Origin of the sequence: Micromonospora sp. NPDC049257 (assembly GCF_040678915.1) — a bacterium.
In the GTDB taxonomy this organism is placed as follows: domain Bacteria; phylum Actinomycetota; class Actinomycetes; order Mycobacteriales; family Micromonosporaceae; genus Micromonospora; species Micromonospora antibiotica.
Map to the genome: position 1 here is coordinate 195796 of NZ_JBFAQU010000009.1, position 25374 is coordinate 221169.

A 25374-nucleotide genomic window follows, 5' to 3' on the forward strand; every position below is an offset into this window, starting at 1 on the left:
CCGAGACGCCGGGGCGGACGCCGGGCGGACCGACGTCACTGCGGCAGCCCCTGCTGGGTGAAGATCTGCACCATCTTGGTGTGCGCGGCCTGCACGGCCTGCGCGGGCGGCGTGCCCTGGATGACCTGCTGCATCATGTCGGTGAGGACGTAGGCGCCGACGGCGGCCTGCTGCCCCGCGCTGGCCTTCTGCGGGAAGTTGAGGCCGTTCTTGGTCGACAGCGGCAGCTGCTGTTGGGTGATCTTGCGCATGATGGGGAAGGCCGGGTCGCCGCTGGTGAAGAACGGGTCGGCGTCCCAGACCTTCTCCCATGCCGGCAACGCCAGACCGGGCGCTTCCTTCGCCACCCCCACGAGGGCGGGCGCGGTGACCAGGTACTGCGTCAGGAGCTTGGCCAGGGCGGCGTTCTTGGCGCCCTTGAAGATGACGAAGCCCTGGGACTGGCCGAGCAGCAGGGACTTGTCGGTGGCCGGCCCGGTGCAGTCGGCGAAGACGTGGGTGTTGTCGTAGACGGGGTTCTTCTTGGTCTTGGAGTCCGCGTAGACGCTGAACTGGTTGCGGGTGTAGCCGAGGATGCCGGCGAGCCAGTTCTCGTTGTTGCTGGAGTCGGTCCAGGCGGCCACTCCCGGCGGCAGCATCGGCTTGTAGCGGGGGTTGGTGTAGATGTCGGCGAAGAAGGTCACCGCCTGCACCGTCTCGGGAGAGTCGAAGGTGACCTTCCGGCCGTCGTTGGAGGCGATCGCCCCGCCGTAGGAGTTGATCAGCGCCTCGATCATGCCGTTGGCGTCACCGGAGCGGTTCACGGTCATGCCCCAGCCGAACCGCCGCTTGCCGGGGTCGGAGATCGCCAGGCACAGGTCCCGCAGCTCCTCCCAGGTGTAGACGTCCCTGGGGGTGATGCCCTCGTCGCGCATCCAGTCCTTGCGCAGGAACGACCCGATCCCGATGAAGTGGTAGGGGATGGCGAACCACCTGCCGTCGAAGACGCAGAAGTTCTTGGATTCGGCGGTGGGTTCGCCGTACGTCGCCGTCAGCGCCTGGACGACGTCCGTCACGTCCTCCAGGTCGCCGAGCGCCTGGAACTGGGCGACGAACCGCGAGTCGGTCATGAACGCGAGGTCGCGCGCCACACCACCCTGGACCTCAGCGTGGATCTTGGCAACCACGTCGCCCGCGTCCGCCTGGACCAGGCTGTTGCCGATCTTGGTGCCGGTGGTGTCGGCGAACTTCCTGATCGAGGCGTCGAGTGCCGCGTTCGCCGCCTCCGAGTACAGCTTCTGCGACAGCATCCCCAGCGAGGAGCCCTTCAGCGCCACCGCGGCGTCGACGAGTTCCTTCGGGACCTCGGCCTGCGCCCTGGGCGTCGACGGTGCGGTGCCTCCGCAGGCGGCCAGGCCGGCCGCACCGAGCAGCCCCACCCCCATTCCCAGAAAGCCGCGCCGGGACCGTAACGCACTGTCCTCGATGGACATCCGTCTCCTCCGTCTCGCCTCACCGGGACCCACCGGGAGAGGCCAGGGGCAAAACTGTCCTGTGTGGACGCCCGCACAGCACGCACCCGAGGACGGTTGCCTGATCGGATGGCCTCAGCCCGCTCCTGCCCGCACAGTCATCGGGAAAGTCGCCCCGCCACCGGCGGGCCCTCCCCGGCCTGCCCCGAGCTGTTCGTGCCCCGGGCGGCGGAACGGCGACCGGGGCGGCGCTGCGCTCACTCTACACATTTCGGAAAGTCGCGCCTAGGCTTGAACGCAATTCGGGAGACCGTCCACGCAATTCATCTTCACCAATATTGCTAACCGAGAACACACTCCGGGGCTCAGGCCCGAGCCATTGACGCTGGTGAGCCGCACGATGGTCGGCCGGTGACGTCGGAACGTCAGGCGGGAAGGCGGCGGGCCAGTTCGCGCCGCAGCTGGTCACGGCCGGGGCTCAGGTAGACCAGCGGGAGCCGGATCTCGTACGGCCGGCTCTGCCCGTACGTCGCCCACTCCCACCGGGCGAGCGGGGGGCGGGTCCGGTCCGGGTCGGCCGGCTCGATCACCAGGACCGGGTACCACCGTCCGCTGATCTCGGCACGCGCGACGTTCGACCACTCGATGGCCAGGGTGCGCTCACCCGGACCCGCCACCTGGAGGTGGTCCGCGGTGAGCCGCAGGGGCAGCCGCGGCTGGTGACCGGCAGACGGCGGACGGACCACCCCCCGGGAGAACCCGAGGAGCAGAAACCACGTCAGCGGCAGCCACAGCCCGTCCCACCACGGGTCGCCGGAGGCCAGGTTGACGACCGCCTGCACCACCGCCAGCGCAGGGAGCGCGGTGGCCAGGAAACCGACCTCACGACCCCGGGAACGGCGGAACTCGGTGACAGCAGGCTCATCGGCGGTGGCCATTGCGGTGTGCTGCCCGGCGGGCCGGAGCGCCAAACCCGCCGACCCCGGCATGCGCACAGTCAGTGCAGCCGGCGCTTCCAGTCCTCCGGCACCCGACCCTCGGGGCCGGGGGCGGGCTGGTCGAGCGGGCGCGATTGCGGCCCGGCCAGCTCCGGACCCGCGGCATAGAACTGATCGTCGGAGTAGTCCCAGAACCACGACTCGCCGGGTTCGAAACTGCGTACCACCGGATGCCCCGTCGCGGCCGCGTGCGCCGTCGCATGCTGGCCCGGCGAGGAGTCGCAGCAGCCGACCTGGCCGCAGGACGCGCAGCGGCGCAGGTGGAACCACCACCCACCGGAGGACTCACACTCGACGCAACCCGGGCCGCTCGGCGGCACCGTCGTAGTGACACCCACCGCGGTCGCGGCGAGGAGCTTGGGCTGATCGGCCACGGCGTGTTCCTCTCGACTCGCCGCTACGGTACCCGGACTCATCCGTCGGCGCCTCACCCCGGTTACCCGGCCGGGTGAGCCGGTCGCTCGACGCACGCCGGGGTACGCCCGTGGTCCGAGAATGAAGCCGGCACCCGGCCCACTATCCGGAGGAACCCGACGATGCCCCTCACCACCGCACAGCCCGGCCGGCCGACGGTCGTCCTCGTCCACGGCGCCTTCGCCGAATCGGCGAGTTGGGCCGGGGTGATCACCGCACTGCGCGACGACGGCTACCCCGCGGTGGCCGTGGCCAACCCGCTGCGCGGCGTCCGGCACGACGCCGACCACCTACGCGCGGTGCTCACCGGGATCGACGGGCCGGTCGTCCTCGTCGGCCACTCGTACGGCGGAATGGTGATCTCGAACGTGCCGGCGGCGGGTGCCGGCGTGACCGCGCTGGTCTACGTCGGGGCCTTCGCCCCCCTCGCCGGCGAGAGCGCCGCCGACCTGGCCGGTCGGTTCCCCGGCAGCTCCCTGGGTGAGACGCTGGCCCCCGTCACGCTCCCGGGCGGGGCGACCGACCTCTACATCCGGCAGGACCGCTACCACCAGCAGTTCGCCGCCGACTCGACGACGGCGCAGGCCGCCGTGATGGCGGTGACCCAGCGGCCGATCACCGAGGCGGCCCTGGGTGAGCCCTCCGGCGAGCCCGCCTGGCAGTCGCTGCCGTCCTGGTTCCTCTTCGGCAGCGAGGATCTCAACATCCCGGTCGCGGCCCACCGGTTCATGGCCGAACGGGCGGGCTCCCGGCGGACGGTGGAGATTCCCGGAGGTTCGCACACGGTGGCCATCCCGGAGGCCGCCATGCTGGCCGATCTCATCCGGGAGGCCGCCGACGCGACCCGCTAGCCGGGCCCGGCCGGAAAACCGTGATCCGCCCCCGGCCACCGCACTCCGCCCGGTCACGCCCGGCCCGGGAGGCACGGCACGGCTACCTCACCCACCACGGGCGAGGTAGCCGCCGCTGCCCCGAGGCACGTCCCCGACCGTGCCGGTGCGCCCCCGTTCACCGTCGCCCGGTACCGCCGTGTCGTCGTCGCCGAGATCGGAGTCGTCGACCTGTTGCCGGGTCCGTCAGAGGTCGGCCAGGATGCGGGCCAACTCGACCGGCCTGCTCAGCATCGGCCAGTGCCCGGAGTCGATGTCGACCAGGTCGACCTTCCGGGCCTTGGCGAGTTCGGGCAGGTCACCCCCGTCGAGCATCGCCTGGGCCTGCTCCGGGGTGAACTCGGGGCACACCAGGACGACAGGCACGTCGAAGCGCCGCGCATCGGTCAGCCGGACTGTCCCCCGGGCGACGCCCTCGGGCACCGGGATGGCGGTGGCCAGGAATTCCGCCCGCGCCCGTTCGTCGAGGTCGGCCGCGTCCGCGCCCTCGAAGGGCGCCCAGCCGGGGAACGGCATCGCCCCGTCCTCGATCGGGAAGAAGTCGGCGTACAGGTCCCCGTCGGCCTGCGGGAAACCGCCGATCAGCACGACCCGGGCGACCGTCGAGGGCCGCGCGTCGGCGATCAACCAGGCCAGGGCGCAGGAGGCCGAGTGCCCCACCACCACCGACCCGGCCGGTGCCGCGTCCACGACGGCCAGGACCGCGGCAACCTGGTCGTCGAGCGTCGCCGCCGTGTTCCCGTCGCCCTGGCCCGGCAGGTCCACCGCCACCGCGTGTCGCCCCACCCGGGTCAACTCGGCGACGACGCCGTCCCACGCCGAGGCGTCGAGCCACAGGCCGCCGACGAGCACGATCTGTTCATCAGTCATGACGACAACGTAGCGTCGATTCCGGACGTTCCACTTCCGGTACCGTCCGGTGGGTGGAGAATGCCGTCAGCCCCACCGCCCGTGCCCTGCGGACGCTCGACATCCTGCGGGACCGCCCGGGCACGACCGCCGAGGAACTGGCCGCCGGTCTCGGCGTGACCGAACGCGCCGCGCGCCGCTATGTCGGGATCCTCCGCGAGGCGGGCATCCCGGTCGAGTCCGTCCGGGGGCCCTACGGCGGCTACCGCCTCGGCCGGGGCGCCCGGCTGCCGGCCGTCGTCTTCACCCAGGAGCAGGTCATCGGCCTGGTCATGGCCGTTCTCGACGGGCAACCTGCCGCGATCGACGCTGACGGCCTGGTCGGGTCCGCGCTCAGCAAACTCATCCGGGCGCTGCCCGACAGCGTCGGACGGCAGGCGGCGGCACTGCGGGCGTACGCGGCAGCCGCCTCCGACCGACGGTCGGCGCACGCCGATCCCACCACGACGAGCACGCTGGTGGCGGCCGTGGCCGACCACCACCAGGTGGCCTTCACCTACACGACCGAAGGCGGCGAGTCCTGGGAGGCCGTGGTCGACCCGTGGGCGGTGGTGGTGCGCTTCGGCCGCTGGTACCTGCTGTGCCACTCGCACCGGGCGGGCGCGATCCGTACGTACCGCATCGACCGGATCCGGGCCGTGCGGCACCTGCCGCAACGGTTCACCCCGCCCGACGACCTCGACCCCGTGGCCACCCTGGAGGCGCACCTGGGTTCCGGGTGGAAGTACCCGACCCGGGTGGTGTTCCACGAGCCCTACGAGCGGGTGGCACCGTGGGTCCGGCCGACGATGGGCCGCCTGGAGCCTGCCGGCGACCGGTGCGTCCTGACCGGCAGCACGACCAACACCCGGATGTACGCCCAGGAGTGGCTGGCCGCCGTCCCGTTCGGCTTCACCGTCGAGGAGGGTCCCGAACTGCGGGCCGCCGTGGCCGCGGTCGCCGCCCGCCTCACCGCCGCGCTGGACGACGGCCCCCGACCGTCGCCATCCTGACCGGGGGTCGCACCGTCGGATCGCGGTCGCCGTCAGTAGACGAACGGCCAGCCGGTGTTGTCGTAGCCGAGCAGGTTGACGCCGAGCAGTGCGGTGCCGTTGTCGGCGTAGTAGTGGTAGACGAGGACTTCGGCGTCGGTGTCGGTGAACACCGCCTGGTGGCCGGGCCCGTGGATGCTGCCGTGCCCGGCGAGGACCTGGGTGCCGCCACCGGCGGTCATCGCCACCCCGTTCCGGTCGACGTACGGGCCGGTGACCGAGGTCGACCTGCCCACCATGACCCGGTAGGTGCTCGCCGCCCCCTGACAGCACCTGTCGAACGACACCCACAGGTAGTAGTAGGCGCCGTGCCGCACGATCACCGGCGCCTCGATGGCACCCCCGTTACGGCCCGCGATGCTCCGCACGGTCGTGTCGGCGCGTTTCCCGGTCACCGGATTCAACGACACCATCTTGATACCGGACCAGAACGACCCGAAGCTCAACCACCACCTGCCGGAAGCGTCGACCACCAGATTGGGATCGATGGCGTTGAAGTCGTCCGACGTCCGGGACTCGATCACCAGACCCTGGTTGGTCCAACTGCCCGACGCCCCGGTGGTGCTCGTGGCAAGGAAGATCCCCGACCGGTTCGACCCGAACGTCGAGGCCGAGTAGTACAACCAGTACCGACCGTCACGGTAGGACAGATCCGGCGCCCACAGATTGCGACTGCCCCCGGTGTACGTCGTCGTCCACGGCGCACCGCCGGGGAACACCACACCCGCGTTACGGAACGCGACCCGATCACCGGAGGTCTTCAGCGCGATGTTGTCACCGGTGTGCGCCAGCAGGTAACCACCACCGGGGCGGATCACGACCGTCGGGTCGTGCACCCCGACGTCCCCGGTCACCCGACCCGGGCCAGGGTAGGACCCGGGCGGCGTGGTGGGCGTCGCCGCGACCCTCGGTGCGGCCGTCGACGCCGACGGCGATCCCTGAACGATGCCGGCGACCACCAGCACGACCGACAGGGAGATCAACGCCAGTCGGCGGAGGGTGGACGGATTCTGTACGGAGGCGAGCGAAGTGGTCACGACAGTTCCCTGGGTCGGGCGTCGGGCAGCGTGATGCCGACGCGGCGGGACGTCGACAAAAATGTCGAGATCATTGCATTCGTGTTTTCCCAGAAGTTAACGCAGGCATCGAAGCATGTCAACGCCTGTGGCCGCCGGCCCCCGTCGGTCGCCCCTCCTCGACAGCCGACGCCGAGGGGGTCGCGCCGGGCCGGCCCGGCGGGCCCGCACCACGTCGTCGACGACCACCCACGCAGGGATCCCGCCACCGGCACCCGCCCGCGAAAGGGGCGGCACGACCCGTCCAGATGGGATGAGGCCACAATCGGCAAGAAACTGTGAGGTATTGAGACGCTTGTCTCCGCCGCCGATTTCACGGCACGCCGACGAGACCGCGACCCTATGCTTGTCGCCGAAATACCTGCGGCCGGTCGGGTGGCAGGAGAAGAACCAGTCCGAGGATCTGCGAATGCGTCGGAAATCTGCTCTGGGCAATGGCATCGCTGACGTCACCACGGCAATTACCCGCAGTGGAGCACCAACCTCCCCCGCAGCGGAGGCCGCGCGCCGAGCCGCAGTCGCCGAGGAGCAGGAGTTCCTCGACTCGGCCGTGGCGCGGCGCGACGGTCTTGTCGACCACCTACAGGCCGAGCTTTCCTCAGCTGCCCTGGACGTGTTGGAACGGGCGCGGCTGCGCATGCTCCGCCAGCAGTACGAGCAGTTGCGGCGAGCGCAGGAACGGTTGGTCTTCGGCCGCCTCGACGGTCTTGACGGCACCGTGCGGCACGTCGGCCGGGTCGGCCTGCGCAACGACGACGAGGACGGTGAGCCGCTGCTGCTGGACTGGCGCGCTCCCGCGGCCCGGCCGTTCTACACCGCGACCGCTGTCGACCCGCAGGGGCAGGCACGACGGCGGCACATCCGCACGACGGGACCGGTGGTCGTCGGGGTGGACGACGAGCCGCTGGACGGGACCATGACAGCGGAACTCGTCGGTGAGGGGGCGCTGCTGGCCGCCCTGGACCAGCGGCGCACCGGTCACATGTCGGCGGCGATCTCCACGCTGCAACGCGAACAGGACGACATCATCCGGGCGGAGGCGACCGGCCCGCTGATCGTGCAGGGCGGTCCCGGCACCGGCAAGACCGTGGTGGCCCTGCACCGCGTCGCCTACCTGCTGTTCGCCCACTCGGCAATGGCCGACCAGGCGGTCCTGGTCCTCGGTCCCTCGCCGCGGTTCCTCCAGTACATCGCCCAGGTGCTGCCCGCCCTCGGTGAGACCGCCGTCGTCTCGGCGACCTGCGACACCCTGCTGCCCGACATCCGCGTGGGCCGCGACGAGAGCCGGACCCTCGCCGAGATCAAGGGCCGTGCCCTCTGGCAGGCCGCGCTCGAGAACTACGTCGGCTCGCTGTTCCCGCGCCCCCGCGAGTTGACGCTGCGCTGGGAGGGCGAGTTCTACGCCATCCCCGCCGGGACGGTCGCCCAGATGCTCGCCTCGGTGCGGGGACGCCCCTATCACCGGGCCCGCGAGGCGTGCGCCGAGCAGCTGCACCACCTCCTGACCGAAGCCGTCGTCGATCAACGCGAGGCGCTGGTGAACGCGATGGACGAGGGCTTCGAGGACATCCTCGCCCGCGTCGACCGGAGCATGCAGCACGACCACCGGTCCGCCGGTGGGCCCACCGGCAGTGACGTCGACGGGCTGCTCTCCGAGGAAGAGATCGACGCCCTCCGTGGTCGTATCGCGGAGAACGCGAGCATCGCCCGGTTCGTCGAGGCATGGTGGCCCACCCTCGACACCGAAGACCTGTTGAGGGGTCTGGTGACCGACCGCGCCCTGCTCGCCCGCTTCGCCCCCCAGTTGTCCGCGGCGGAGATCACCGCCGTCGCGACGGAGCCCGCGCCGTGGGCTTCGAGCGACATCCCCCTGCTCGACGCGGTCGCCGACCTGCTGGGCGAGATCGAAGCCCCGCCGCCGCAGGGCGAGTTCGTCGCCGACCACGCTCGCCGGCAGCGCGGCTGGGTGTACGGCCACGTCGTCATCGACGAGGCGCAGGAGCTGTCCGAGATGCAGTGGCAGATGGTGCTGCGGCGTTGTCCCAGCCGTTCCGTCACGGCGGTCGGCGACATCGATCAGACGGAGGCGGCGCACCGGCACACCACCTGGGCACAGGCGGTGCAGGCGGCTTTCGGACAGCGGTGGACCGCTGCGGAGCTGACCATCTGTTACCGCACCCCGCGCGAGGTCATGGACCTCACCGGGCCCGTCCTGAGGCGGGCCGGTAGCCACAACTCCCCGCCCCGGGCGGTGCGTTCCTGCGGCATCGACCCCTGGGTCCGCACGGTCGCCCCTGCGGAGCTTGCCGACACCGCCGCCCGGGCGGTGCGACAGTTGCAGCAGCGGTGGCACGGCGGCACGGTGGGCGTCATCGCCCCCGCCGACCGCATCGCCGAACTCCACGCCGTACTGGCTGACGTCCCGGTGCTCACCGCGGTGCAGTCCAAGGGTCTGGAATGGGATGCGGCGCTCCTCGTCGATCCCCAGGGCATCGCCGCCGGGCCGCGCGGCTGGAACGCCCTCTACGTCGCGCTCACCCGATGCACCCAGGAACTGGGGCAGCTGGTTCTCGGGTAGCGGAACTCCGCGGGTGTGCCGCCGCTGCGCCGGCGTCCGGTCACCGCCGGCGCCGGGTGGCCAGGGCGCCGTCCCAGGCCACCCGGCGTCGACGCGGGAGGACGCGGTCGACCACCGGGCGGGCGACACAGGCGGGAAGTGCCGAGCTGACCGCTTCCGACATCGGCTATTGACGTCGCCGTAACACCGGGTCTAGCGTCTGTCGAACCGCTTCGTCGAACCGCTTCGACGAGCCGGCGAACACGGTTCCCTGCCTGCCCGGAGGAGGTGCGCGGTGGCCACCATGCAGGACGTCGCCCGCCTGGCGCAGGTCTCGGTCAGCACCGTCTCCTACGTGCTCACCGGAGCCCGGCCGATCTCCCAGGGCACCCGGGCCAAGGTGCTCGCCGCCATGGCCCAGCTCGACTACCAGCCCAACGCCATGGCCCGGGGGCTGGCCAGTCGCCGCAGCCGGATCCTGGGCCTGCTGCTGCCGATGGACGAGCGCGGCCTCGGGGCGACCGAGACGGCGTTCGTCACCGGGGCCGCCGCGGCGGCCAGCGCCGTCGGCTACCACCTGGTGCTGTCACCCGTCGGCGGGGGCGGCGACCTCGACGGGCTGCGTCGGCTGGCCAGCCAGCGGATGTTCGACGGCGTCGTGCTGATGGAGGTGCAGCTCGCCGACGAGCGGGTCGGCGCGCTCCAGCAGGCCGGGGTGCCGCTGGTGCTGATCGGGCGCACCGGGGACACCGCCGGGCTCTCCTACGTCGACATCGACTTCGAGCAGACCGTACGGGAGGCGGTGGCGTACCTGGTCGGGCTGGGGCACCGGCAGATCGTCTACGTCAACCACTCGGCCGAGACCCTGGCCAGCGGTTACGGGCCGGCGCTGCGGACCCGGGACGCCTTCGTCACGGCGATGACCGGCCACGGCCTGGAACCGGTCATGATCCCGGCGCAGGACAGCGCCGCCGGCGGCCGGGCCGCGTTGGCCGCCGCCATCACACGGACGCCGGGCCTGACGGCCGTGCTGGCGATGAACGAGACGGCGGTCTTCGGCATCCTCGGCGAGCTGACCGGGCGGGGGCTGGCCGTGCCCGACGACGTGTCGGTCGTCTCGATGGTCACCTCGCCGCAGGTCGCCGAGCTGGCCACCCCGGCGCTGACCGCGATGACGTCACCCGGCTCGGCGCTGGGCCGGATCGCGGTCGAGGCCCTGGTGCGCCACCTGGACGGGGCCGGTGACGAGCGCCACCAGCAGTTGCTGCCGTGCGCGCTGGAGATCCGGGGATCGACCGCAGCACCACGAAGCCGTCACCCCGATGGGGGTTGACCAGGTAAAACGGCCCGTCGCCGCGCGGCAACGCGACGACGGACCCAGTGAAGTACCGGGCTCGATACTCAACGAGGAGGATAGCAATGCAGCGATTCCGCCGGATCGTCGCCGCGATCGCCCTGGCGGCGACCGCGACGACCACCGTGGCCGCCTGCGGGGGCGACGACAGCGGGGCCAAGACCCTCAAGCTCTGGCACTACGAGGGCGAGAACAGCGCGATGGGGGTCGGCTGGGACAAGGCCATCGAGATCTTCAAGACCGAACACCCGGGCGTCGAGGTGCGCTTCGAGCGCAAGGCGTTCGAGCAGATCCAGCAGAACGCCGGCATGATCATCAACTCGTCCGAGGGTCCGGACATCATGGAGTACAACAAGGGCAACGCGACGGCCGGCCTGCTGTCGTCGCAGGGACTGCTCACCGACCTCAGCGGCGAGGCCGAGAAGCGCGGTTGGGCCGGCAAGCTCAGCCCCAGCCTCCAGACCACCGCGCGGTACAGCGACAAGGGCGTGATGGGCTCGGGCAACTGGTTCGGCGTGCCGAACTACGGCGAGTACGTCACGGTCTACTACAACAAGGACCTGTTCGACCGTAACGGCGTCACGGTGCCCACCACCATGGCGGAGCTGACCGCCGCGATGGACACCTTCGTCGGTAAGGGCATCACCCCGCTGGGCATGGCCGGCGCGGAATACCCGGCCGGGCAGCTGTTCTACCAGTTGGCCCTGGCAAAGGCCGACCGGCAGTTCGTCGACAACTACCAGCTCTACAAGAACCCGGTCGACTTCCGCGCCGACCCGCTGAAGTACGGTGCGGACACCTTCGCCGACTGGGTGCGCAAGGGCTACGTCGCCAAGGACTCGTCGAGCCTCAAGGCCGAGGACATGGGCACCGCCTTCATCGCGGGCAAGACCCCGATGATCGTCTCGGGCAGCTGGTGGTACGGCCGGTTCAAGGCCGAGATGAAGGCCAACTGGGACACCTTCCTGTTCCCGGGCAACACCCTCAACGCCGGCTCGTCCGGCAACATCTGGGTCGTCCCGACCAACAGCAAGGCCAAGAGCCTGGCGTACGACTTCATCGACATCACCCTGCGCCCTGAGGTACAGGACCTGATCGGCAACAACGGCGGCATCCCGGTGGCCGGTGACCCCGCGAAGATCACCGACCCGAAGGACCGCAAGCTGATCGAGGACTTCAACACGGTCAGCAAGCAGGACGGCCTGGCCTTCTACCCGGACTGGCCGGTGCCCGGCTACTACGACGTGCTGGTCGGCGGGTTCCAGGCGCTGATCAACGGATCCAAGTCCCCCGACCAGGTGCTCGACACGATCGCCAAGCCGTACGCCGACGGCGTCAAGGAGATCACCGGCAAGTGACACGGCGAGCGGCGGGCGTGCCCGGTACGACCGGCACGCCCGCCCGCCCCGCCGGGAAGGATCCTGCATGGCAGTCCCCGACACCGTCGCCGGCACACCACCGGCGGCGACCCCCACCCCCACCCCCACGCCTGCGTCCCGCCGTCGACCGCGTGGCCGAGACGCGGCGTACTGGCTCTACCTGCTCCCCGGAGCGGTGCTGTTCATCCTGGTCATCGGCGTGCCACTGGTCGGTACCGGCTACCTGTCGCTGACCCGGTGGTCAGGCGTCGGCGACCCCACCTTCGTCGGGCTGGACAACTACCAGCGGTTGCTGCACGACGAGGTGTTCTGGGCGTCGTTCCGCAACACCGTGGCGATGATCGTCGCGATGGTGGTGGTGCCGACCCTGGTCGGGCTGCTGCTCGCCTCGGTGCTCTTCGACGTCGTCGGGCGGCGGTTCCGGCCCCGGACGGCGGCGGCGTTGCGGGCCGCGTTCTATCTGCCGCAGGTGCTGCCCGTGGTGGTCGCCGGCATCGTCTGGGGCTGGATCCTGCGCCCCGACGGCGCGTTCAACAGCACGCTCGACGCGATCGGTCTCGGGGCGCTGCGCCACGACTGGTTGGGCGACCCGGACACCGCGCTGCCGGCGGTGATGGCGGTGATGATCTGGGTGCAGATCGGCTACCCGGTGGTCGTGTTCATGGCGGCGTTGCAGCGGGTCGACCCGGAGCTGTACGAGGCGGCCGAGGTCGACGGGGCGAACTGGCTGCACCGGTTCCGGGCGATCACCCTGGCGCAGATCCGGCCGGAGACCTTCGTGGTCGCCCTGACCTGCACCATCGCCGCTCTGAAGGTGTTCGGGCCGATCTACGCGCTGACCCGGGGCGGCCCGGAGAACGCCACCAACGTGCCGTCGTACTTCGCCTACTACACGTTCTTCAAGAAGCTCCAGGTCGGATACGGCTCGGCGATCTCCACCGTGCTCACCGTGATAATCGTGGTGGTGGCCGTGGTCTTCATCGGGGTGCAGGCCCGCAGCGAACGCCGGGACCGGGGGATCTGAGATGACCGTGACGATCACCAAGGTCCCCCTCCGCCCGAAGGTGCGCGACCGGCACCACCGGGGCCTCAGCCGCTGGGTGGTGCTCGCCGGCGTCACCGTCGGCGCGCTGGTCATGCTGGTGCCGTTCGCGTTCATGCTGCTCAACGCGTTCAAGTCGCCCGGCGACTACTCGTCGGGCGGCCCGTTGAGCTGGCCGACGGAGTTCTACACCCAGGGCCTGCGGACGTACTGGTCCGCGGTGAACTTCCCGCTCAAGCTGTGGAACTCGACGCTCATCGCCGGTTCGGTGGCGGTGTTCGGCGTCGTCGTGTCGCTGCTCAACGCGTACGCCCTGGGCATCGGCCGGGTCCGCGGCCGGCTGTGGATCGTCGGGCTGTTCCTGCTGGCCAACATGCTGCCGCAGGAGGCGTTGATCTATCCGCTGTACTACGTCGCCAAGGAGATCGGCCTCTACAACACCCGACTGTCGGTGATCATCATCTTCACCGTCATCCAGAGCGCGTTCGGCACGTACCTGCTCGCCTCGGTGCTGGGCACGTTCCCCCGGGCGCTGCTGGAGGCCGCGGCGCTCGACGGCGCCGGGAAGTGGACGGTGCTGTGGCGGGTGGTCTTTCCCAACCTGCGGCCCACCCTCGCCGTCCTGCTCATCTTCTTCTTCATCTGGACCTGGAACGAGTTCCTCATCCCGCTGGTCATGTTGATCGACAACCAGACCCAGACCATCCCGGTCGCCCTCGCATCGTTGCAGGGCGACCGGCTGATGGACGCCCCGACGACCAACGCCGGTGCGCTGATCAGCCTGGTGCCGGCCATCCTGTTCTTCCTCATCTTCCAGCGCACCCTCGCGCGCGGCATCACGGCAGGAGCCGAGAAGTGAAGTTCACCGACGGGTACTGGCAACTGCGTCCGGGGGTCAGCGTGCTGCGCCCCGGCACGGTCGAATCGGTCGAGCCGGACGAGCGCGGCTTCACCGTCTTCGCCCCGTCCGGGCAGATCAACGGCCGGGGCGACACACTGAACCGGCCCGTCGTCACCGTCCGCTTCTTCTCCCCCGCGCCCGGCGTCGTCGGGGTCACCATCGGCCACCACAGCGGCGGGCTGCCCCGCGAACCCCACTTCGGGGTCAGCACCGACCACACCCACCCGGTCACCGTCGACATCACCGGACTCAGCGCGTCGCTGACCACCGGAGAGCTGACCGTCCGGGTCGCGCTGGTCGACGGCTGGCGGGTCGAGTTCCGGCACGGCGACCGGCTGGTCACCGCGTCCACCGCACGCAGCGTCGGCATCGCCACCGACAGCGAGGGCCGCCGGTACGTGCACGAACGCCTCGCGCTCGGCGTCGGCGAGACGGTGTACGGGTTGGGCGAACGGTTCGGCCCGTTCGTGAAGAACGGTCAGACGGTCGACATCTGGAACGCCGACGGCGGCACCGCCAGCGAGCAGGCGTACAAGAACGTGCCGTTCTATCTCAGCAGCGCCGGCTACGGGGTGTTCGTGGACCACCCGGAGCACGTGTCGTTCGAGGTCGGTTCGGAAGTCGTCGCGCAGACCCAGTTCAGCGTCGAAGGCCAGTCGCTCACCTACCACGTCATCGACGGGCCCACCCCGAAGGACGTGCTGCGCCGCTACACGGCGCTGACCGGCCGACCCGCCCGGGTGCCCGCCTGGTCGTACGGGCTGTGGCTGTCCACCTCGTTCACCACGTCGTACGACGAGAAGACGGTGACCGAGTTCGTCGACGGGATGGCCGAACGGGACCTGCCGCTGTCGGTGTTCCATTTCGACTGCTTCTGGATGCGCCAGTTCCACTGGGTCGACTTCGTGTGGGACCCGGCGACCTTCCCCGACCCGGAGGGGATGCTGCGCCGGCTGCACGAGCGGGGCCTGAAGGTCTGTGTGTGGATCAACCCGTACATCGCGCAGCGGTCGTACCTGTTCGAGGAGGGCCGCGAGGCCGGTTACCTGGTACGCAACCCGGACGGGTCGGTGTGGCAGTGGGACAAGTGGCAGGCCGGCATGGCGCTCGTCGACTTCACCAACCCCGACGCGGTGGCCTGGTTCACCGGCAAGCTCAAGTCGCTGCTGGACATGGGCGTCGACTGCTTCAAGACCGACTTCGGCGAGCGCATCCCGACCGACGTGGTGTGGCACGACGGGTCGGACCCGCAGCGCATGCACAACTACTACTCCTACCTCTACAACCGGGCGGTCTTCGAGCTGCTGGAGACCGAACGCGGCGAGGGTGAGGCGGTGGTGTTCGCCCGCTCCGCCACCACCGGCGGCCAGCAGTTCCCGGTGCACTGGGGCGGCGACTGCGAGTCGACGTTCGTCGCGATGGCCGAGTCGCTGCGCGGCGGGCTGTCCCTGGCGTCGTCCGGCTTCGGCTACTGGAGTCACGACATCGGCGGCTTCGAGGGCACCCCCGACCCGGCGGTGTTCAAGCGGTGGATCGCGTTCGGCCTGCTGTCGTCGCACTCGCGGTTGCACGGCTCCGGCTCGTACCGGGTGCCGTGGGCGTACGACGAGGAGGCCGTGGAGGTGCTGCGCCACTTCACGCGGCTCAAGCTCGGCCTCATGCCGTACCTGGCGGCGACGGCCGAGGAGGCGCACCGCGACGGCATCCCGATGATGCGCCCGATGATCGTGGAGTTCCCGGACGATCCGGCCGTGGCGCACCTCGACCGGCAGTACATGCTCGGCCCGGACGTGCTGGTCGCACCGGTGCTCAGCGCCGACGGGCAGGTCACCTTCTACGTACCCGCCGGCACCTGGACCCACCTGGTCACCGGCGCGCAGCTCACCGGCCCGGCGTGGGTGACCGAGAAACACGAGTACGACAGTCTGCCGGTGCTCGCCCGCCCCGGCGCGGTCATCGGGTTCGGGGCGCGCTGCGACCGGCCCGACTACGACTGGGCCGACGGGGTGCAGCTGCGGCTCTACGCGCCGGCCGAGGGGCAGCGGCACCGGGTGCGCATCCCGTCGCCCGACGGGGGCCCGGGTGCGCAGTTCGAGGTGGGTTTCCGTGACGGGGTGGCCACCGCCGAGCTGGTGGCGGGCGAATCGTCGGCCTACCACTGCGTGGTGGTCGGCGCGGAGAGGGCGGGACGATGACGGCACGCAACTTCCCGGAGAGCTTCGTCTGGGGGTCGGCCACGGCGGCGTACCAGATCGAGGGCGCGGCCACCGAGGACGGCCGGGGGCGGTCCATCTGGGACACCTACAGCCACACCCCCGGGCGTACGTTGAACGGCGACACCGGCGACGTGGCCGCCGACCACTACCACCGGTGGCCGCAGGACCTCGACCACATCGCCGGGCTGGGGTTGTCCGCGTACCGTTTCTCGATCTCCTGGCCCCGGGTGCAGCCGGGCGGTTCCGGCCGGTTCAACCCCGCCGGCCTGGACTTCTACGCGCGGCTGGTTGACGGCCTGTTGGAGCGCGGCATCCGGCCGGTCGCCACCATGTACCACTGGGACCTGCCGCAGGAGCTGGAGGACGCCGGCGGGTGGCCGGCGCGGGACACGGCGCTGCGCTTCGAGGAGTACGCCTCGGCGATCGTCGGCGCGCTCGGCGACCGGGTGCACACCTGGACCACGCTCAACGAACCGTGGTGCTCGGCCTACCTGGGGTACGGCTCCGGCGTGCACGCGCCCGGTCGCACCGAACCGGCGGCGGCGCTGGCGGCGGTGCACCACCTCAACCTCGCGCACGGCCTGGCCGGGCGGGTGGTGCGGGAGCTGGTGCCGAGCGCCGAGCTGTCGGTGACGCTCAACCTGCACGTCGTGCGGGGCGCGTCCGGGTCGGATGCCGACCGCGACGCGGTCCGGCGGATCGACGCGTTGGCGAACCGGGCGTTCCTCGGCCCGATGCTGGACGGGGCGTACCCGGCCGACCTGCTGGCCGACACCGCCGCCGTCACCGACTGGTCGTTCGTGCGCTCCGGTGACGAGAAGCTGATCGCGGTGCCGTTGGACGTGCTCGGGGTCAACTACTACTCCAGCACCCTGGTGCGCGCCTGGGACGGACACTCGGCCCGCTCCGATGCCGACGGGCACGGCGCGTCGACCCACTCGCCGTGGGTGGGTGCCGAGGACGTCGACTTCCTGCCGCAGCCCGGCCCGTACACGGCGATGGGGTGGAACATCGACCCGCCGGCCTTCACCGAGCTGCTGCTGCGGCTGCGGCACGACTACCCGGGTCAACCGTTGATGATCACCGAGAACGGCGCGGCGTTCGACGACGTGGTCGCGGCGGACGGGCGGGTCCACGACGACCGGCGCATCGACTACCTGCGCCGGCACATCGGCGCGGTGGCCGACGCCCGCGCGCAGGGCGTGGACGTGCGGGGTTACTTCGTCTGGTCGCTGCTGGACAACTTCGAGTGGGGCTACGGCTACGACCGCCGCTTCGGCATCATCCGCGTCGACTACGACACCCAGGAACGCCTCTGGAAGGACAGCGCCCACTGGTACCACCGGCTGGCCACCACCGGACACCTGGACGGGTAGGTCGCGGGCGGGCCGACCAACGGTCGGTCGGGCACCGTCGGGCCCGCACCCGGCCGGCGCGGCGTCAGGGGGTCGCCGCGCCGGCCGTTCACCGTGCGACGGTGCCGAGGTCACGGTGACCACGAACCCTGTGTGATGCATCTCTCACCACTGGTGACCACCGCTGGTCACCAGGGGTGAGCGCCAGGGTCGGCCGAACACGGGCCCATCCGGCGTCCCGCGCGGTCGAATACGACTAAGACATTGATGGCGATCAAGCTGACCCGTGCGGCAGAATTCGGACCACGCGAACACGCTCCGACGTTATCGCCCATCGCGACCATGCTCGACCGATCAGCGCGCGACAGCTGCGTGCCGGCTCCGGCAGGGGCCACCGCCACCTGGATGCGCGCACTCCCGACGTGCCGGACGCCTGCTCCCGACGTCACGAACCGCCCCATCAGGCAGACGGCCCCCGACAATCGGAGACCTGGATGCCTGCCGCCCCTGTTCGCCCTGCCGTCGACAAAGCCTTCCCCTATCTCATCGGCTGCTTCTTCTTTTCGCTGGGCGCGTACTTCTTCATCGTCTCGCACCTCGGCACGGATCCGCTCGACACGTTCGCGCTCGGCCTGCTGCGCCACGTCCCCGGGACGATCGGTATCGCCCAGGCCGCCGTCGCGGTCACCTGCGTGTCCATCGTCGCCGTGTGGACCCGTCGCCGACCGGTGCTCTCCCCCATGCTGACGTTCTTCCTCTGCGGCAGCGCCATCGACGGGCTACTGATCCTCGACCCGGTTCGCCTCGCCCCGGCACCCGCGGCGACGTTGCTCGCCGCCGGCACCGCATCCTGTGCGTACGGTTCGGCGCTGATCATCATGAGCGGGTTCGGCATCCGGGCGATGGACCTTCTCGCGATCGCCATGGTGCAGCGCTGGCGGTGGCCGTTCTGGCTGGCCAAGGGCGCGCTCGAACTGACCCTGCTCGCAACCGGGTGGCTGATGGGCGGACCGGCCGGGGTGGGGACGCTCTGCTTTCTGATCGGCGTCGACCTGCTGATCCAGCCGCTGATGTGGCTCAATGCCACAGTCTTCCGGGTGCGGAACCTGGGCCTGCCACCGCACCCGGCGCCGGCCGGCAGCGGCCCCACGTGACGGGCGGGGTGGCGACACCCTGAGCGCAGCGAGGCTCGCCACCCCGCGTTAAGCATCCTAGGACATCGCCGGCCCGCGCCGCGAGCTGGAACGTCGACCGTCCCGCTGCTCAGTCGTCTGCCAGGTATCCGGTGCTCGGGTCGACGGTGTCCAGGAAGTCACGGATGTTCTTGGTGTGCTCGTCAGCCGACAGGTCCGCCGTCGGGCCCACACCGAAGCCGTAGCCAGGGTTCGGCCCGCTGAGCCAGGCGTAGTCGGTGCCGCCGAGCCCGTTCGAGCGGAGAACGAAGGTCTCCCCGTCGACCTCGAGCGTGCGGGACGTGGCGTCGGTCGCCCCGTCGGTCACGGGGCGCAGACCGGGCACGGCCCCGGGGTCCGCCGCCGGATCGCCGTCGTCGGAGTAGATCTCCTTCACGCAACCATCATCGTGGGTCGACCGGCCCGGCGCGCGCATCCGGCGCGAACCGGACGGCACGTCGGAGGTGGATCAGATCGACCGGCCCATCCGACAGCCTTCGACCCGGCGTGCCACCCGCATGCGCAGTGACGGACGCCGGGTCGAAGGCTCACGACGTCAGACGCACAAGCGCGCACCGTTGGTGTGGTAATTGAGCGTGCCGAAGTCCGATGACAGCCACGCCTGCACGCACGCCGTGCTCTGCGAGTTCGCCAGCCGAATATAAGGTGACCAAGCACTTGTTCCACCGGCGCCCGTCAGCAGATTAGGGTCGTACGCGCTCGCCCTGCGGCCCTCCGATTCGACGACCTGTTCCACGGTCACCGGGTTCGAGTACATTCCGCCGTACAGGACGACCCGCGACCAGTTTCCGTGGCAGGACCACGACCAACGCAGCTGAAGTTCCCCGATCGCCTTGCCCGCGAGGGCGCCCCGCGAACCGTGGATGGGCACGGTGGCGACAGTGCTGGTCTGCGAGCAACCGGTGGGGCTGCCGTCACCACCGGAGTCCGTCGCCTGCGCCGCAGCCGCGCCCGTGAGAATGATCGTGCCGGCGGCCAGGATCGCGGTGACAGCCGCAAGCAGGGCTCTGCCGAATCGACGGGGTCGTTGCACCGTGGACGTTGTACTCATCGGGCTTCTCCTCACCGAATATGATCCGCGCCGCAGCGGCGGATCGTGGGATGTCCGAGGCGACGCCACCATGCGAGCGAACTGCCGCCGGCGGTACGTCCCGGACACCCCGAACTGCACCCGTTCAGTCGTCCATCCACCAGGGAGATGGAGGAATGGATCGCGATTACGCCACACTGGTCAGGCGGTGGCGAATCCGTCGCGGGCGGGGGTGTGGTGAAGCAGGAGTCGGATCGGCAGGACCGGGGCGACTCGGTTGACCGTTTCGTGGGTGACCTACGCAGGCTGCGCGACGACCGTGAGGTGCCGCCGACATGGGACGCGATGGTCCACCGCGCCAGAATGAACGGTGTACGGGTCAGTAAGAGCACCCTGCACAAGGTCGCGAAACTCGAAGCGCTGCCCTCCGAGTTGGCGGTACGCGGCTACCTGACCGCCCTCGGCGTCGACCACGCGGAAATCGAACGGTGGGTGGCTCGTCGTACGGCGCTGGTCACGCCACCCGGCGAGCAGAACGCTGCGGAGTTCACCAGTCGACCACCTGGACAACCTCGATGGCGATGGTGGGCAGCGGTCGCGGTCACACTGCTGATCACCAATGTCGTGACCGGGTTCGTCGTACACCGTGTCTCGACGCCTGAGCCGGTCACCGCACCGACAACGAAGCCGACCCCCGCATCGGCAGCGACCGGTGACAACCCGCTGGACACGCCGTGCCTGGACGACGCGAAGGTCGCGACGAGCACGAACAAGAACCCGGAGTTCCTGCTGGAGATCGTGTTCTCGGTCAGGTGTCGGGCCGCGTGGGCCCGAATCACCCGAGCAGACGACAGCCCGCTGGGCAACCACGTCGAGGTCGCCATCTACCGCAGGTCCGACCCGCACGGGGATACCCGCCAGGAAGCCGTGGAACCCGATGTGAAGTCGGCCTTCACCACCCTGATCGTCCGCGCCGACCCCACCGACCGGCTCTGCGCGATCGGAGCCGTCGTCACTCGTGACGACCGCTCCGCCGCCGCAGAACCGATCTGTGTCTGACGTCGACGGCCGCCGAACCGCCGCTCGTCCACCCGGTGATGATCTGATGTCCGGGTCCCGGCCAGGGGTGGCGGCGAGAAGGGCGCGGCCACCGCGCGACAACGGTGGTTGTCGCGCGGTGACCGCGGGGACGGGTGCGGAATCAGGCAGCGATGGTCTGCAGGTAGGCGGTCCCTCCGCAGGACAGTGTGCTGAGGTTCTTGAACCACATCGCGAGCTGACGCTGAGAGGATCCGTCACTGTTGATGCGCTGGATGTAGACCAGGCGCGTGACCTCGAACTGGCAGTAGGTGGGGAAGCTGCCCTGGGGCGACGGACCGACCACGTAGGCCGAGGTGACGGGATTGGCGTTGTTCCACGTCGTGGACCAGGTGCTGCCGGGGCCCACGGTCGCCATGGAGAACTGCGAGCCGATGGTCGTGGAGCCGAGCCGGATGTCGGCCTGGCAGGTGATGCTCCCTACGTTCTTGGCCTCCACCCAGATCTGCCGCAGCGAGCTGCCCGGCTGCACGGTCCAGATGCGCGACACCTGGAACTGACAGGCCGCCGAACCCGTGGCGCCGCTCGGGTTCAGAGCGGGCACCCAGATGGTGTTCCAGGGGACGTTCCACAGGCTCGTCTGGGTGCCACCCGGGCTGACGCCGCCGGTCGAGCCGAGGAACGTACTGGTCACCGCCGTGAGTTGCACCGTCGCACCACAGGCGATCGAGCCGACGTTCTTGAGGGTGAACTGGTACTGCCGCTCCCCACTGGGCAGTTGGACGTACCGGCTGTTGATCGTCTCGAACTGGCACGTGGCCGAGGTGGTCGCGCCGACCGGGTTGTAGCCGACCACGTAGGCGGCGTCGGCCGGGGCGTTGGTCCAGGTCCAGCCCTGTGTGCCGCCGGCGGCGAGGGTGCCGGTGAACCACGTCGCGGCGATGCCGATCCCGCCCTTCGCGGCGTGGCTCAGCCCGCCCGACGCGGCTGCGGCGGCCCGTGCGTCGCGCAGTGACGGCTGCGCTGGCTGCGACGACTGCGACGACTGCGACGAATCGTCGGCCTGCGCGACCCCGACCGACGCGACGACCATGCTGAGTGTCGTCACCGCGAGGAGAGCCGCGCGGATTCTTCGTCTCATTGAAGCTCCTTTACCCCATGTTCCGGACCGTCCGCCCGGCTCCATCAGGCTGCGCGGCCCGGCTTGCCATCGGCTAGCCATCCGATAGCCGCCCTGAAGGCGACACATAGAATCAAGTTCGATACATCAATGTGGGGGCTGGATGACATGGCGCTTGCTCGGCCCGGTCGAGGCCGTGGTGCGGGGCGGGCGAGTGCCGCTGGGACGCCCCCAACAACGCGCTGTGCTGGCGTTTCTGTTGCTCAATGCCAACCTGGTGGTGTCGGCGGAGCAGCTGACCGAGGCGCTGTGGGGAGGAGCTCTCCCCACCCGCGCACGAGCACAGGTCCAGGTCTGTGTCTCCCGGTTGCGACAACTGACCCGTGCGGCCGGGATACCCGAGACGATATATTCCGATTCTGGCGGATACCGCCTTGAGTTGGCCGGCGATGACCTGGACGTGGTGGTCTTCTCCGGGCTGACCGAAGCTGCCCGTCGGTATGCCGACTCCGGCGAGCACGAGCGGGCCACCATCCTGTTGCGGCAGGCGTTGGCGCTGTGGCGTGGCCCGGCACTCGCCGGTGCGTCCGGCGCTTTCGTGCCGGCCGCCGCCGCCGCCCTGCACGACAAGCGGCTTGCCGCGTCCGAGGACCTGTTCGACGCCGAGTTCGCACTCGGTCGACACGCCGCCGTGGTGGCGCCGTTGCGCGAGCTGGTCACCGGGAACCCGTGGCACGAGGGCCTCGCCGTGCGGCTGATGACGGCACTGGCCGGATCGGGACACCGGGCCGAGGCGCTGCGGGTGTTCGAGCGGATCCGCCGCCTCCTCGCCGACGAGCTGGGCATCGAGCCGGGAGCGCTGCTCGCGGAGGCCCACGTACGGGTGCTGCGGCAACAGTTTCCGCCGAACAGACCCGCACCACCGGTCCGGGAACCCGGATCCGCTCCGCGTCCCGCCCAACTGCCCGCCGGCCTGTCCACCTTCACCGGTCGCGGCGACGCCCTCGCCGCGATGGACACGATGCTGGACCAGGCCCGGGAAAGCGGCGCCCTGGCGGTCGTCGCGATCATCGGGACGGCCGGGGTGGGCAAGACGGCGCTGGCGGTCCGGTGGGCGCACCAGGTACGGCCACTCTTCGGCGACGGGCAGCTCTTCCTGGACCTGCGCGGTTACTCGCCCGGCGCGGCGACAGCACCGCTGGACGCGGTGTCGCGCTGCCTTCGCGCGCTCGGCGTGCCGCCCGCCCGGGTGCCGGACGACGTCGACGAGGCGACGGATCTCTACCGCAGCGTGCTCGCCGACCGGCGGATGCTGATCCTGCTGGACAACGCCCGCGACACCGCGCACGTACGGCCGCTGTTGCCCGGCGGCGCCGGCTGCCTGGTGATCGTGACCAGCCGTGATCGCCTCGGTGGGCTGGCCGCCCGGCACGACGCGCAGCGGCTGTCGTTGGACGTGCTCGCGCCGCAGGAGGCCACCGAACTGTTGACCCGCGTCATCGGCGCGGAACGGGTCGTCGAGCAGCGGGACGCTCTCGCGGAACTGGCCCGTGACTGCGCACACCTGCCGCTGGCCCTGCGCATCGCCGCAGCAGACCTGCACGCCCGCCCGCACGAGATGGTCAGCGGGTACCTGGCGCGGCTTCGCGCGGGCGATCCGCTGACCGTGCTGACCGTCCGTGACGACGAGCAGGTCGCGGTGCGTTCGGCGTTCGCCGTTTCCTACCGGACTCTGCCACCGCGACTCCAGCGGCTCTTCCGGCTGTTCGGCCTGGTGCCCGGCTGCGACGTGACAGCGGAGTCGGCCGCCGCGATGCTGCGGTGCGAAACCGGCGAGGCGGCGGACATGCTCGCCCGGATCGCCGACGCGCACTTGGCGCAGGAGCGCACGCCGGGCCACTTCGGCACCCACGACCTGCTCGGCCGGTACGTGACCGAGCTGGCGGCGGTCGAGGACAACCGGGACAGACTCGTCGACCTGCTGTCCTGGTACCTCTTCAGCGTGTACGCCGCAGCCGACCGGCTGTATCCACAGGTGTTGCGCGTACCCACGCAGCTACCCGCGCCCGCCGGTCCACCGATGCGATTCGCCGCCCATGTCGACGCTCTCGCCTGGCTCGACGCGCACCGGCACAACCTCGTCGCCGTGACACGCCATGCCGCGCACCAGGAACTGCACACCTTCGCCTGGTCGCTGGCGGACGCGCTACGCGGCTACCTGTGGCTGGGGATGCACACCACGCAATGGTCCGAGGTCGCGAGGATCGGTCTTTCCGCGGCCCGGGCCGACCGGCACGAGCAGGCCGAGGCGGCGGCCCGGCTGAGTCTCGCCGCCCTGCACTGGCGGCTGGAACGGTTCCCCGAGGCCATCGACGACTACCAGCTGGCGCTGCTCGCCGCGAACCGTTCAGGGTGGCGCGACGGCGAGGCGGCCGCGCTGGGCAACCTGGGCCCGGTCTTCCGGATGACCGGCCAGCCGGGTGAAGCCCTACGGGTCATGGAGCGGGCGCTGGAGTTCAACCGGCGCAACGGCCGGACCGCAGGCGTCGCCGTCAACCACAACAACCTCGGACTGGTCTGCGCCGACCTCGGACGGCTCCGCGAGGCCGCAGACCATCACCACGCGGCGCTCACCCTGGCACACCAGGGTGGGGCGACCTCCAGCCGGGCCCTCATCCTGAGCAACCTGGGCGTCGTCTACCACCTTCTCGGCCGGTCCGACGATGCACTACGGACACTGACCGAGGCGCTGGAACTCCATGAGCAGACGGGCAGCCGGGGCCGTGCCACCACCCTGTGTGCGCTGGCTCGGGTCCACTGCGACCGTGGCGACCATCCGCACGCGGCCAGCCTCGCCCGGCAGGCACTCGACATGGCGCGCGCACCGGTCGAGCCCCGGGTCGAAGCGCTCGCTCTCCACATCCTGGGCGTCGTCGAGCGGAAACCCGGCACCCTGTTGGATGCCCTGCGAACTGCGCGCACCACCGCGGATCGGTACATCGAGGCCGACATCACCGTCAGCCTCGCCGAAATCGACGAGCCTGCGGCACCCTCCTGGTGCCATGCGGCGCTGTCCATCACGCGGCAGTGCGGCTATCTGCTGCTCGAAGGCCGGGCGCTCGCCGCCCGCGCCGCAGCCGAGTACTCGGCCGGTGACGTGGTCGCCGCCCGGCGCAGCGCCGGGCTGGCGGCCCAGTCGCACACCCTGACCGGCCACCAGCCGGGCACCGAACGAATCGAGAAGCTACTCGCCCTTCTCGCGTCGGAGTCCCTGCCCGGGCACCGCACGCAGGCCACCCGTCAAGCGCCAGCGACCCCACCACGAGGAAGCAGGCCGGCACCAGTGCACAACAAGCATGACTATGACTACGACAAGTGACGGCACCACGAGCGGAGCGGTCCCGGCATGCGCGGTGTCGC

20 protein-coding genes are annotated in these 25374 nt (G+C 70.5%); 12 read left to right on the plus strand and 8 right to left on the minus strand.

All coding sequences use genetic code 11. The annotated features are described in order from the left end of the window. Nucleotides 1-35 precede the first annotated feature (35 nt). From AB0K25_RS16455 to AB0K25_RS16465, 3 genes are all read right to left on the minus strand, one after another. Nucleotides 36-1472 (minus strand): extracellular solute-binding protein, encoded by a 1437-nt coding sequence (locus AB0K25_RS16455; protein ID WP_363820903.1) that lies wholly within the window; start codon nucleotides 1470-1472, stop codon nucleotides 36-38. A gap of 404 nt (nucleotides 1473-1876) precedes the next feature. Further along, nucleotides 1877-2389, minus strand: a complete 513-nt coding sequence (locus AB0K25_RS16460) for a hypothetical protein (protein ID WP_219463329.1) — start codon at nucleotides 2387-2389, stop codon at nucleotides 1877-1879. Nucleotides 2390-2448: 59 nt separating this feature from the next. Next, nucleotides 2449-2823, minus strand: a complete 375-nt coding sequence (locus AB0K25_RS16465; protein WP_308290829.1) for a UBP-type zinc finger domain-containing protein — start codon at nucleotides 2821-2823, stop codon at nucleotides 2449-2451. Between the two features lie 162 nt (nucleotides 2824-2985). Between AB0K25_RS16465 and AB0K25_RS16470 the strand changes: the two genes are divergently transcribed. Then, nucleotides 2986-3714, plus strand: a complete 729-nt coding sequence (locus AB0K25_RS16470) for an alpha/beta hydrolase (protein WP_363820907.1) — start codon at nucleotides 2986-2988, stop codon at nucleotides 3712-3714. A 225-nt stretch (nucleotides 3715-3939) separates the two neighbouring features. On the opposite strand, the gene AB0K25_RS16475 is transcribed toward AB0K25_RS16470, so the two are convergent. Continuing rightward, the gene (locus tag AB0K25_RS16475; RefSeq protein WP_208567574.1) at nucleotides 3940-4623 is read right to left on the minus strand and encodes an alpha/beta hydrolase; all 684 of its coding nucleotides are present in this window, start codon (nucleotides 4621-4623) and stop codon (nucleotides 3940-3942) included. A 53-nt stretch (nucleotides 4624-4676) separates the two neighbouring features. Here AB0K25_RS16475 and AB0K25_RS16480 point away from each other — a divergent pair, with 53 nt between their 5' ends. After that, on the plus strand, nucleotides 4677-5654 hold the full coding sequence (locus AB0K25_RS16480; protein WP_363820910.1) for a WYL domain-containing protein: 978 nt from the start codon (nucleotides 4677-4679) through the stop codon (nucleotides 5652-5654). A gap of 32 nt (nucleotides 5655-5686) precedes the next feature. Here AB0K25_RS16480 and AB0K25_RS16485 read toward each other — a convergent pair whose 3' ends face one another. Next, the gene (locus tag AB0K25_RS16485) at nucleotides 5687-6730 is read right to left on the minus strand and encodes an arabinan endo-1,5-alpha-L-arabinosidase (protein WP_363820913.1); all 1044 of its coding nucleotides are present in this window, start codon (nucleotides 6728-6730) and stop codon (nucleotides 5687-5689) included. Nucleotides 6731-7178: 448 nt separating this feature from the next. Between AB0K25_RS16485 and AB0K25_RS16490 the strand changes: the two genes are divergently transcribed. The 8 genes from AB0K25_RS16490 (at nucleotide 7179) to AB0K25_RS16525 (ending at nucleotide 18727) form a co-directional block, all read left to right on the plus strand. Beyond that, the gene (locus AB0K25_RS16490) at nucleotides 7179-9347 is read left to right on the plus strand and encodes a UvrD-helicase domain-containing protein (protein ID WP_363820916.1); all 2169 of its coding nucleotides are present in this window, start codon (nucleotides 7179-7181) and stop codon (nucleotides 9345-9347) included. 283 nt (nucleotides 9348-9630) lie between these two features. Further along, nucleotides 9631-10659 carry a LacI family DNA-binding transcriptional regulator gene (locus AB0K25_RS16495; protein WP_244252456.1) on the plus strand — a complete coding sequence of 343 codons (1029 nt, stop codon included), beginning with the start codon at nucleotides 9631-9633 and terminating at the stop codon, nucleotides 10657-10659. A gap of 86 nt (nucleotides 10660-10745) precedes the next feature. Then, nucleotides 10746-12038, plus strand: a complete 1293-nt coding sequence (locus tag AB0K25_RS16500; protein ID WP_363820923.1) for an extracellular solute-binding protein — start codon at nucleotides 10746-10748, stop codon at nucleotides 12036-12038. 67 nt (nucleotides 12039-12105) lie between these two features. Further along, nucleotides 12106-13083, plus strand: a complete 978-nt coding sequence (locus AB0K25_RS16505) for a sugar ABC transporter permease (RefSeq protein ID WP_357537436.1) — start codon at nucleotides 12106-12108, stop codon at nucleotides 13081-13083. Nucleotide 13084: 1 nt separating this feature from the next. Beyond that, on the plus strand, nucleotides 13085-13960 hold the full coding sequence (locus tag AB0K25_RS16510; protein ID WP_219463345.1) for a carbohydrate ABC transporter permease: 876 nt from the start codon (nucleotides 13085-13087) through the stop codon (nucleotides 13958-13960). After that, on the plus strand, nucleotides 13957-16197 hold the full coding sequence (gene yicI / locus AB0K25_RS16515) for an alpha-xylosidase (protein WP_357537438.1): 2241 nt from the start codon (nucleotides 13957-13959) through the stop codon (nucleotides 16195-16197). The genes AB0K25_RS16510 and yicI overlap by 4 nt, the downstream gene beginning before the upstream one ends. Further along, nucleotides 16194-17594 (plus strand): GH1 family beta-glucosidase, encoded by a 1401-nt coding sequence (locus AB0K25_RS16520; RefSeq protein ID WP_363820928.1) that lies wholly within the window; start codon nucleotides 16194-16196, stop codon nucleotides 17592-17594. The genes yicI and AB0K25_RS16520 overlap by 4 nt, the downstream gene beginning before the upstream one ends. 401 nt (nucleotides 17595-17995) lie before the next feature. Then, nucleotides 17996-18727: a hypothetical protein gene (locus tag AB0K25_RS16525; RefSeq protein ID WP_363820931.1), complete on the plus strand. Its 732-nt coding sequence runs from the start codon at nucleotides 17996-17998 to the stop codon at nucleotides 18725-18727. A 109-nt stretch (nucleotides 18728-18836) separates the two neighbouring features. Here the strand turns inward: AB0K25_RS16525 and AB0K25_RS16530 are convergent, their stop codons facing one another. Both AB0K25_RS16530 and AB0K25_RS16535 read right to left on the minus strand, forming a co-directional pair. Beyond that, nucleotides 18837-19142, minus strand: a complete 306-nt coding sequence (locus AB0K25_RS16530) for a hypothetical protein (RefSeq protein ID WP_219463353.1) — start codon at nucleotides 19140-19142, stop codon at nucleotides 18837-18839. A gap of 159 nt (nucleotides 19143-19301) precedes the next feature. Then, complete coding sequence (locus AB0K25_RS16535; protein WP_363820934.1) at nucleotides 19302-19817, minus strand: hypothetical protein; 516 nt, start codon at nucleotides 19815-19817, stop codon at nucleotides 19302-19304. Nucleotides 19818-20159: 342 nt separating this feature from the next. Here AB0K25_RS16535 and AB0K25_RS16540 point away from each other — a divergent pair, with 342 nt between their 5' ends. Continuing rightward, nucleotides 20160-20855 carry a DUF2690 domain-containing protein gene (locus tag AB0K25_RS16540; RefSeq protein ID WP_363820937.1) on the plus strand — a complete coding sequence of 232 codons (696 nt, stop codon included), beginning with the start codon at nucleotides 20160-20162 and terminating at the stop codon, nucleotides 20853-20855. A 142-nt stretch (nucleotides 20856-20997) separates the two neighbouring features. On the opposite strand, the gene AB0K25_RS16545 is transcribed toward AB0K25_RS16540, so the two are convergent. Further along, on the minus strand, nucleotides 20998-21927 hold the full coding sequence (locus AB0K25_RS16545) for a hypothetical protein (RefSeq protein WP_363820940.1): 930 nt from the start codon (nucleotides 21925-21927) through the stop codon (nucleotides 20998-21000). Between the two features lie 190 nt (nucleotides 21928-22117). Between AB0K25_RS16545 and AB0K25_RS16550 the strand changes: the two genes are divergently transcribed. Continuing rightward, on the plus strand, nucleotides 22118-25333 hold the full coding sequence (locus AB0K25_RS16550) for a BTAD domain-containing putative transcriptional regulator (protein WP_363820943.1): 3216 nt from the start codon (nucleotides 22118-22120) through the stop codon (nucleotides 25331-25333). Nucleotides 25334-25374 lie beyond the last annotated feature (41 nt).

Coding starts and splice junctions, on each gene's coding strand:
- AB0K25_RS16455 (WP_363820903.1), bottom strand. CDS start 1,472: ATGTCCATCGAGGACAGTGCGTTACGGTCCCGGCGCGGCTTTCTGGGA.
- AB0K25_RS16460 (WP_219463329.1), bottom strand. CDS start 2,389: ATGGCCACCGCCGATGAGCCTGCTGTCACCGAGTTCCGCCGTTCCCGG.
- AB0K25_RS16470 (WP_363820907.1), top strand. CDS start 2,986: ATGCCCCTCACCACCGCACAGCCCGGCCGGCCGACGGTCGTCCTCGTC.
- AB0K25_RS16475 (WP_208567574.1), bottom strand. CDS start 4,623: ATGACTGATGAACAGATCGTGCTCGTCGGCGGCCTGTGGCTCGACGCC.
- AB0K25_RS16490 (WP_363820916.1), top strand. CDS start 7,179: ATGCGTCGGAAATCTGCTCTGGGCAATGGCATCGCTGACGTCACCACG.
- AB0K25_RS16495 (WP_244252456.1), top strand. CDS start 9,631: ATGCAGGACGTCGCCCGCCTGGCGCAGGTCTCGGTCAGCACCGTCTCC.
- AB0K25_RS16500 (WP_363820923.1), top strand. CDS start 10,746: ATGCAGCGATTCCGCCGGATCGTCGCCGCGATCGCCCTGGCGGCGACC.
- AB0K25_RS16505 (WP_357537436.1), top strand. CDS start 12,106: ATGGCAGTCCCCGACACCGTCGCCGGCACACCACCGGCGGCGACCCCC.
- AB0K25_RS16510 (WP_219463345.1), top strand. CDS start 13,085: ATGACCGTGACGATCACCAAGGTCCCCCTCCGCCCGAAGGTGCGCGAC.
- AB0K25_RS16520 (WP_363820928.1), top strand. CDS start 16,194: ATGACGGCACGCAACTTCCCGGAGAGCTTCGTCTGGGGGTCGGCCACG.
- AB0K25_RS16535 (WP_363820934.1), bottom strand. CDS start 19,817: ATGAGTACAACGTCCACGGTGCAACGACCCCGTCGATTCGGCAGAGCC.
- AB0K25_RS16540 (WP_363820937.1), top strand. CDS start 20,160: ATGAACGGTGTACGGGTCAGTAAGAGCACCCTGCACAAGGTCGCGAAA.
- AB0K25_RS16545 (WP_363820940.1), bottom strand. CDS start 21,927: ATGGTCGTCGCGTCGGTCGGGGTCGCGCAGGCCGACGATTCGTCGCAG.
- AB0K25_RS16550 (WP_363820943.1), top strand. CDS start 22,118: ATGACATGGCGCTTGCTCGGCCCGGTCGAGGCCGTGGTGCGGGGCGGG.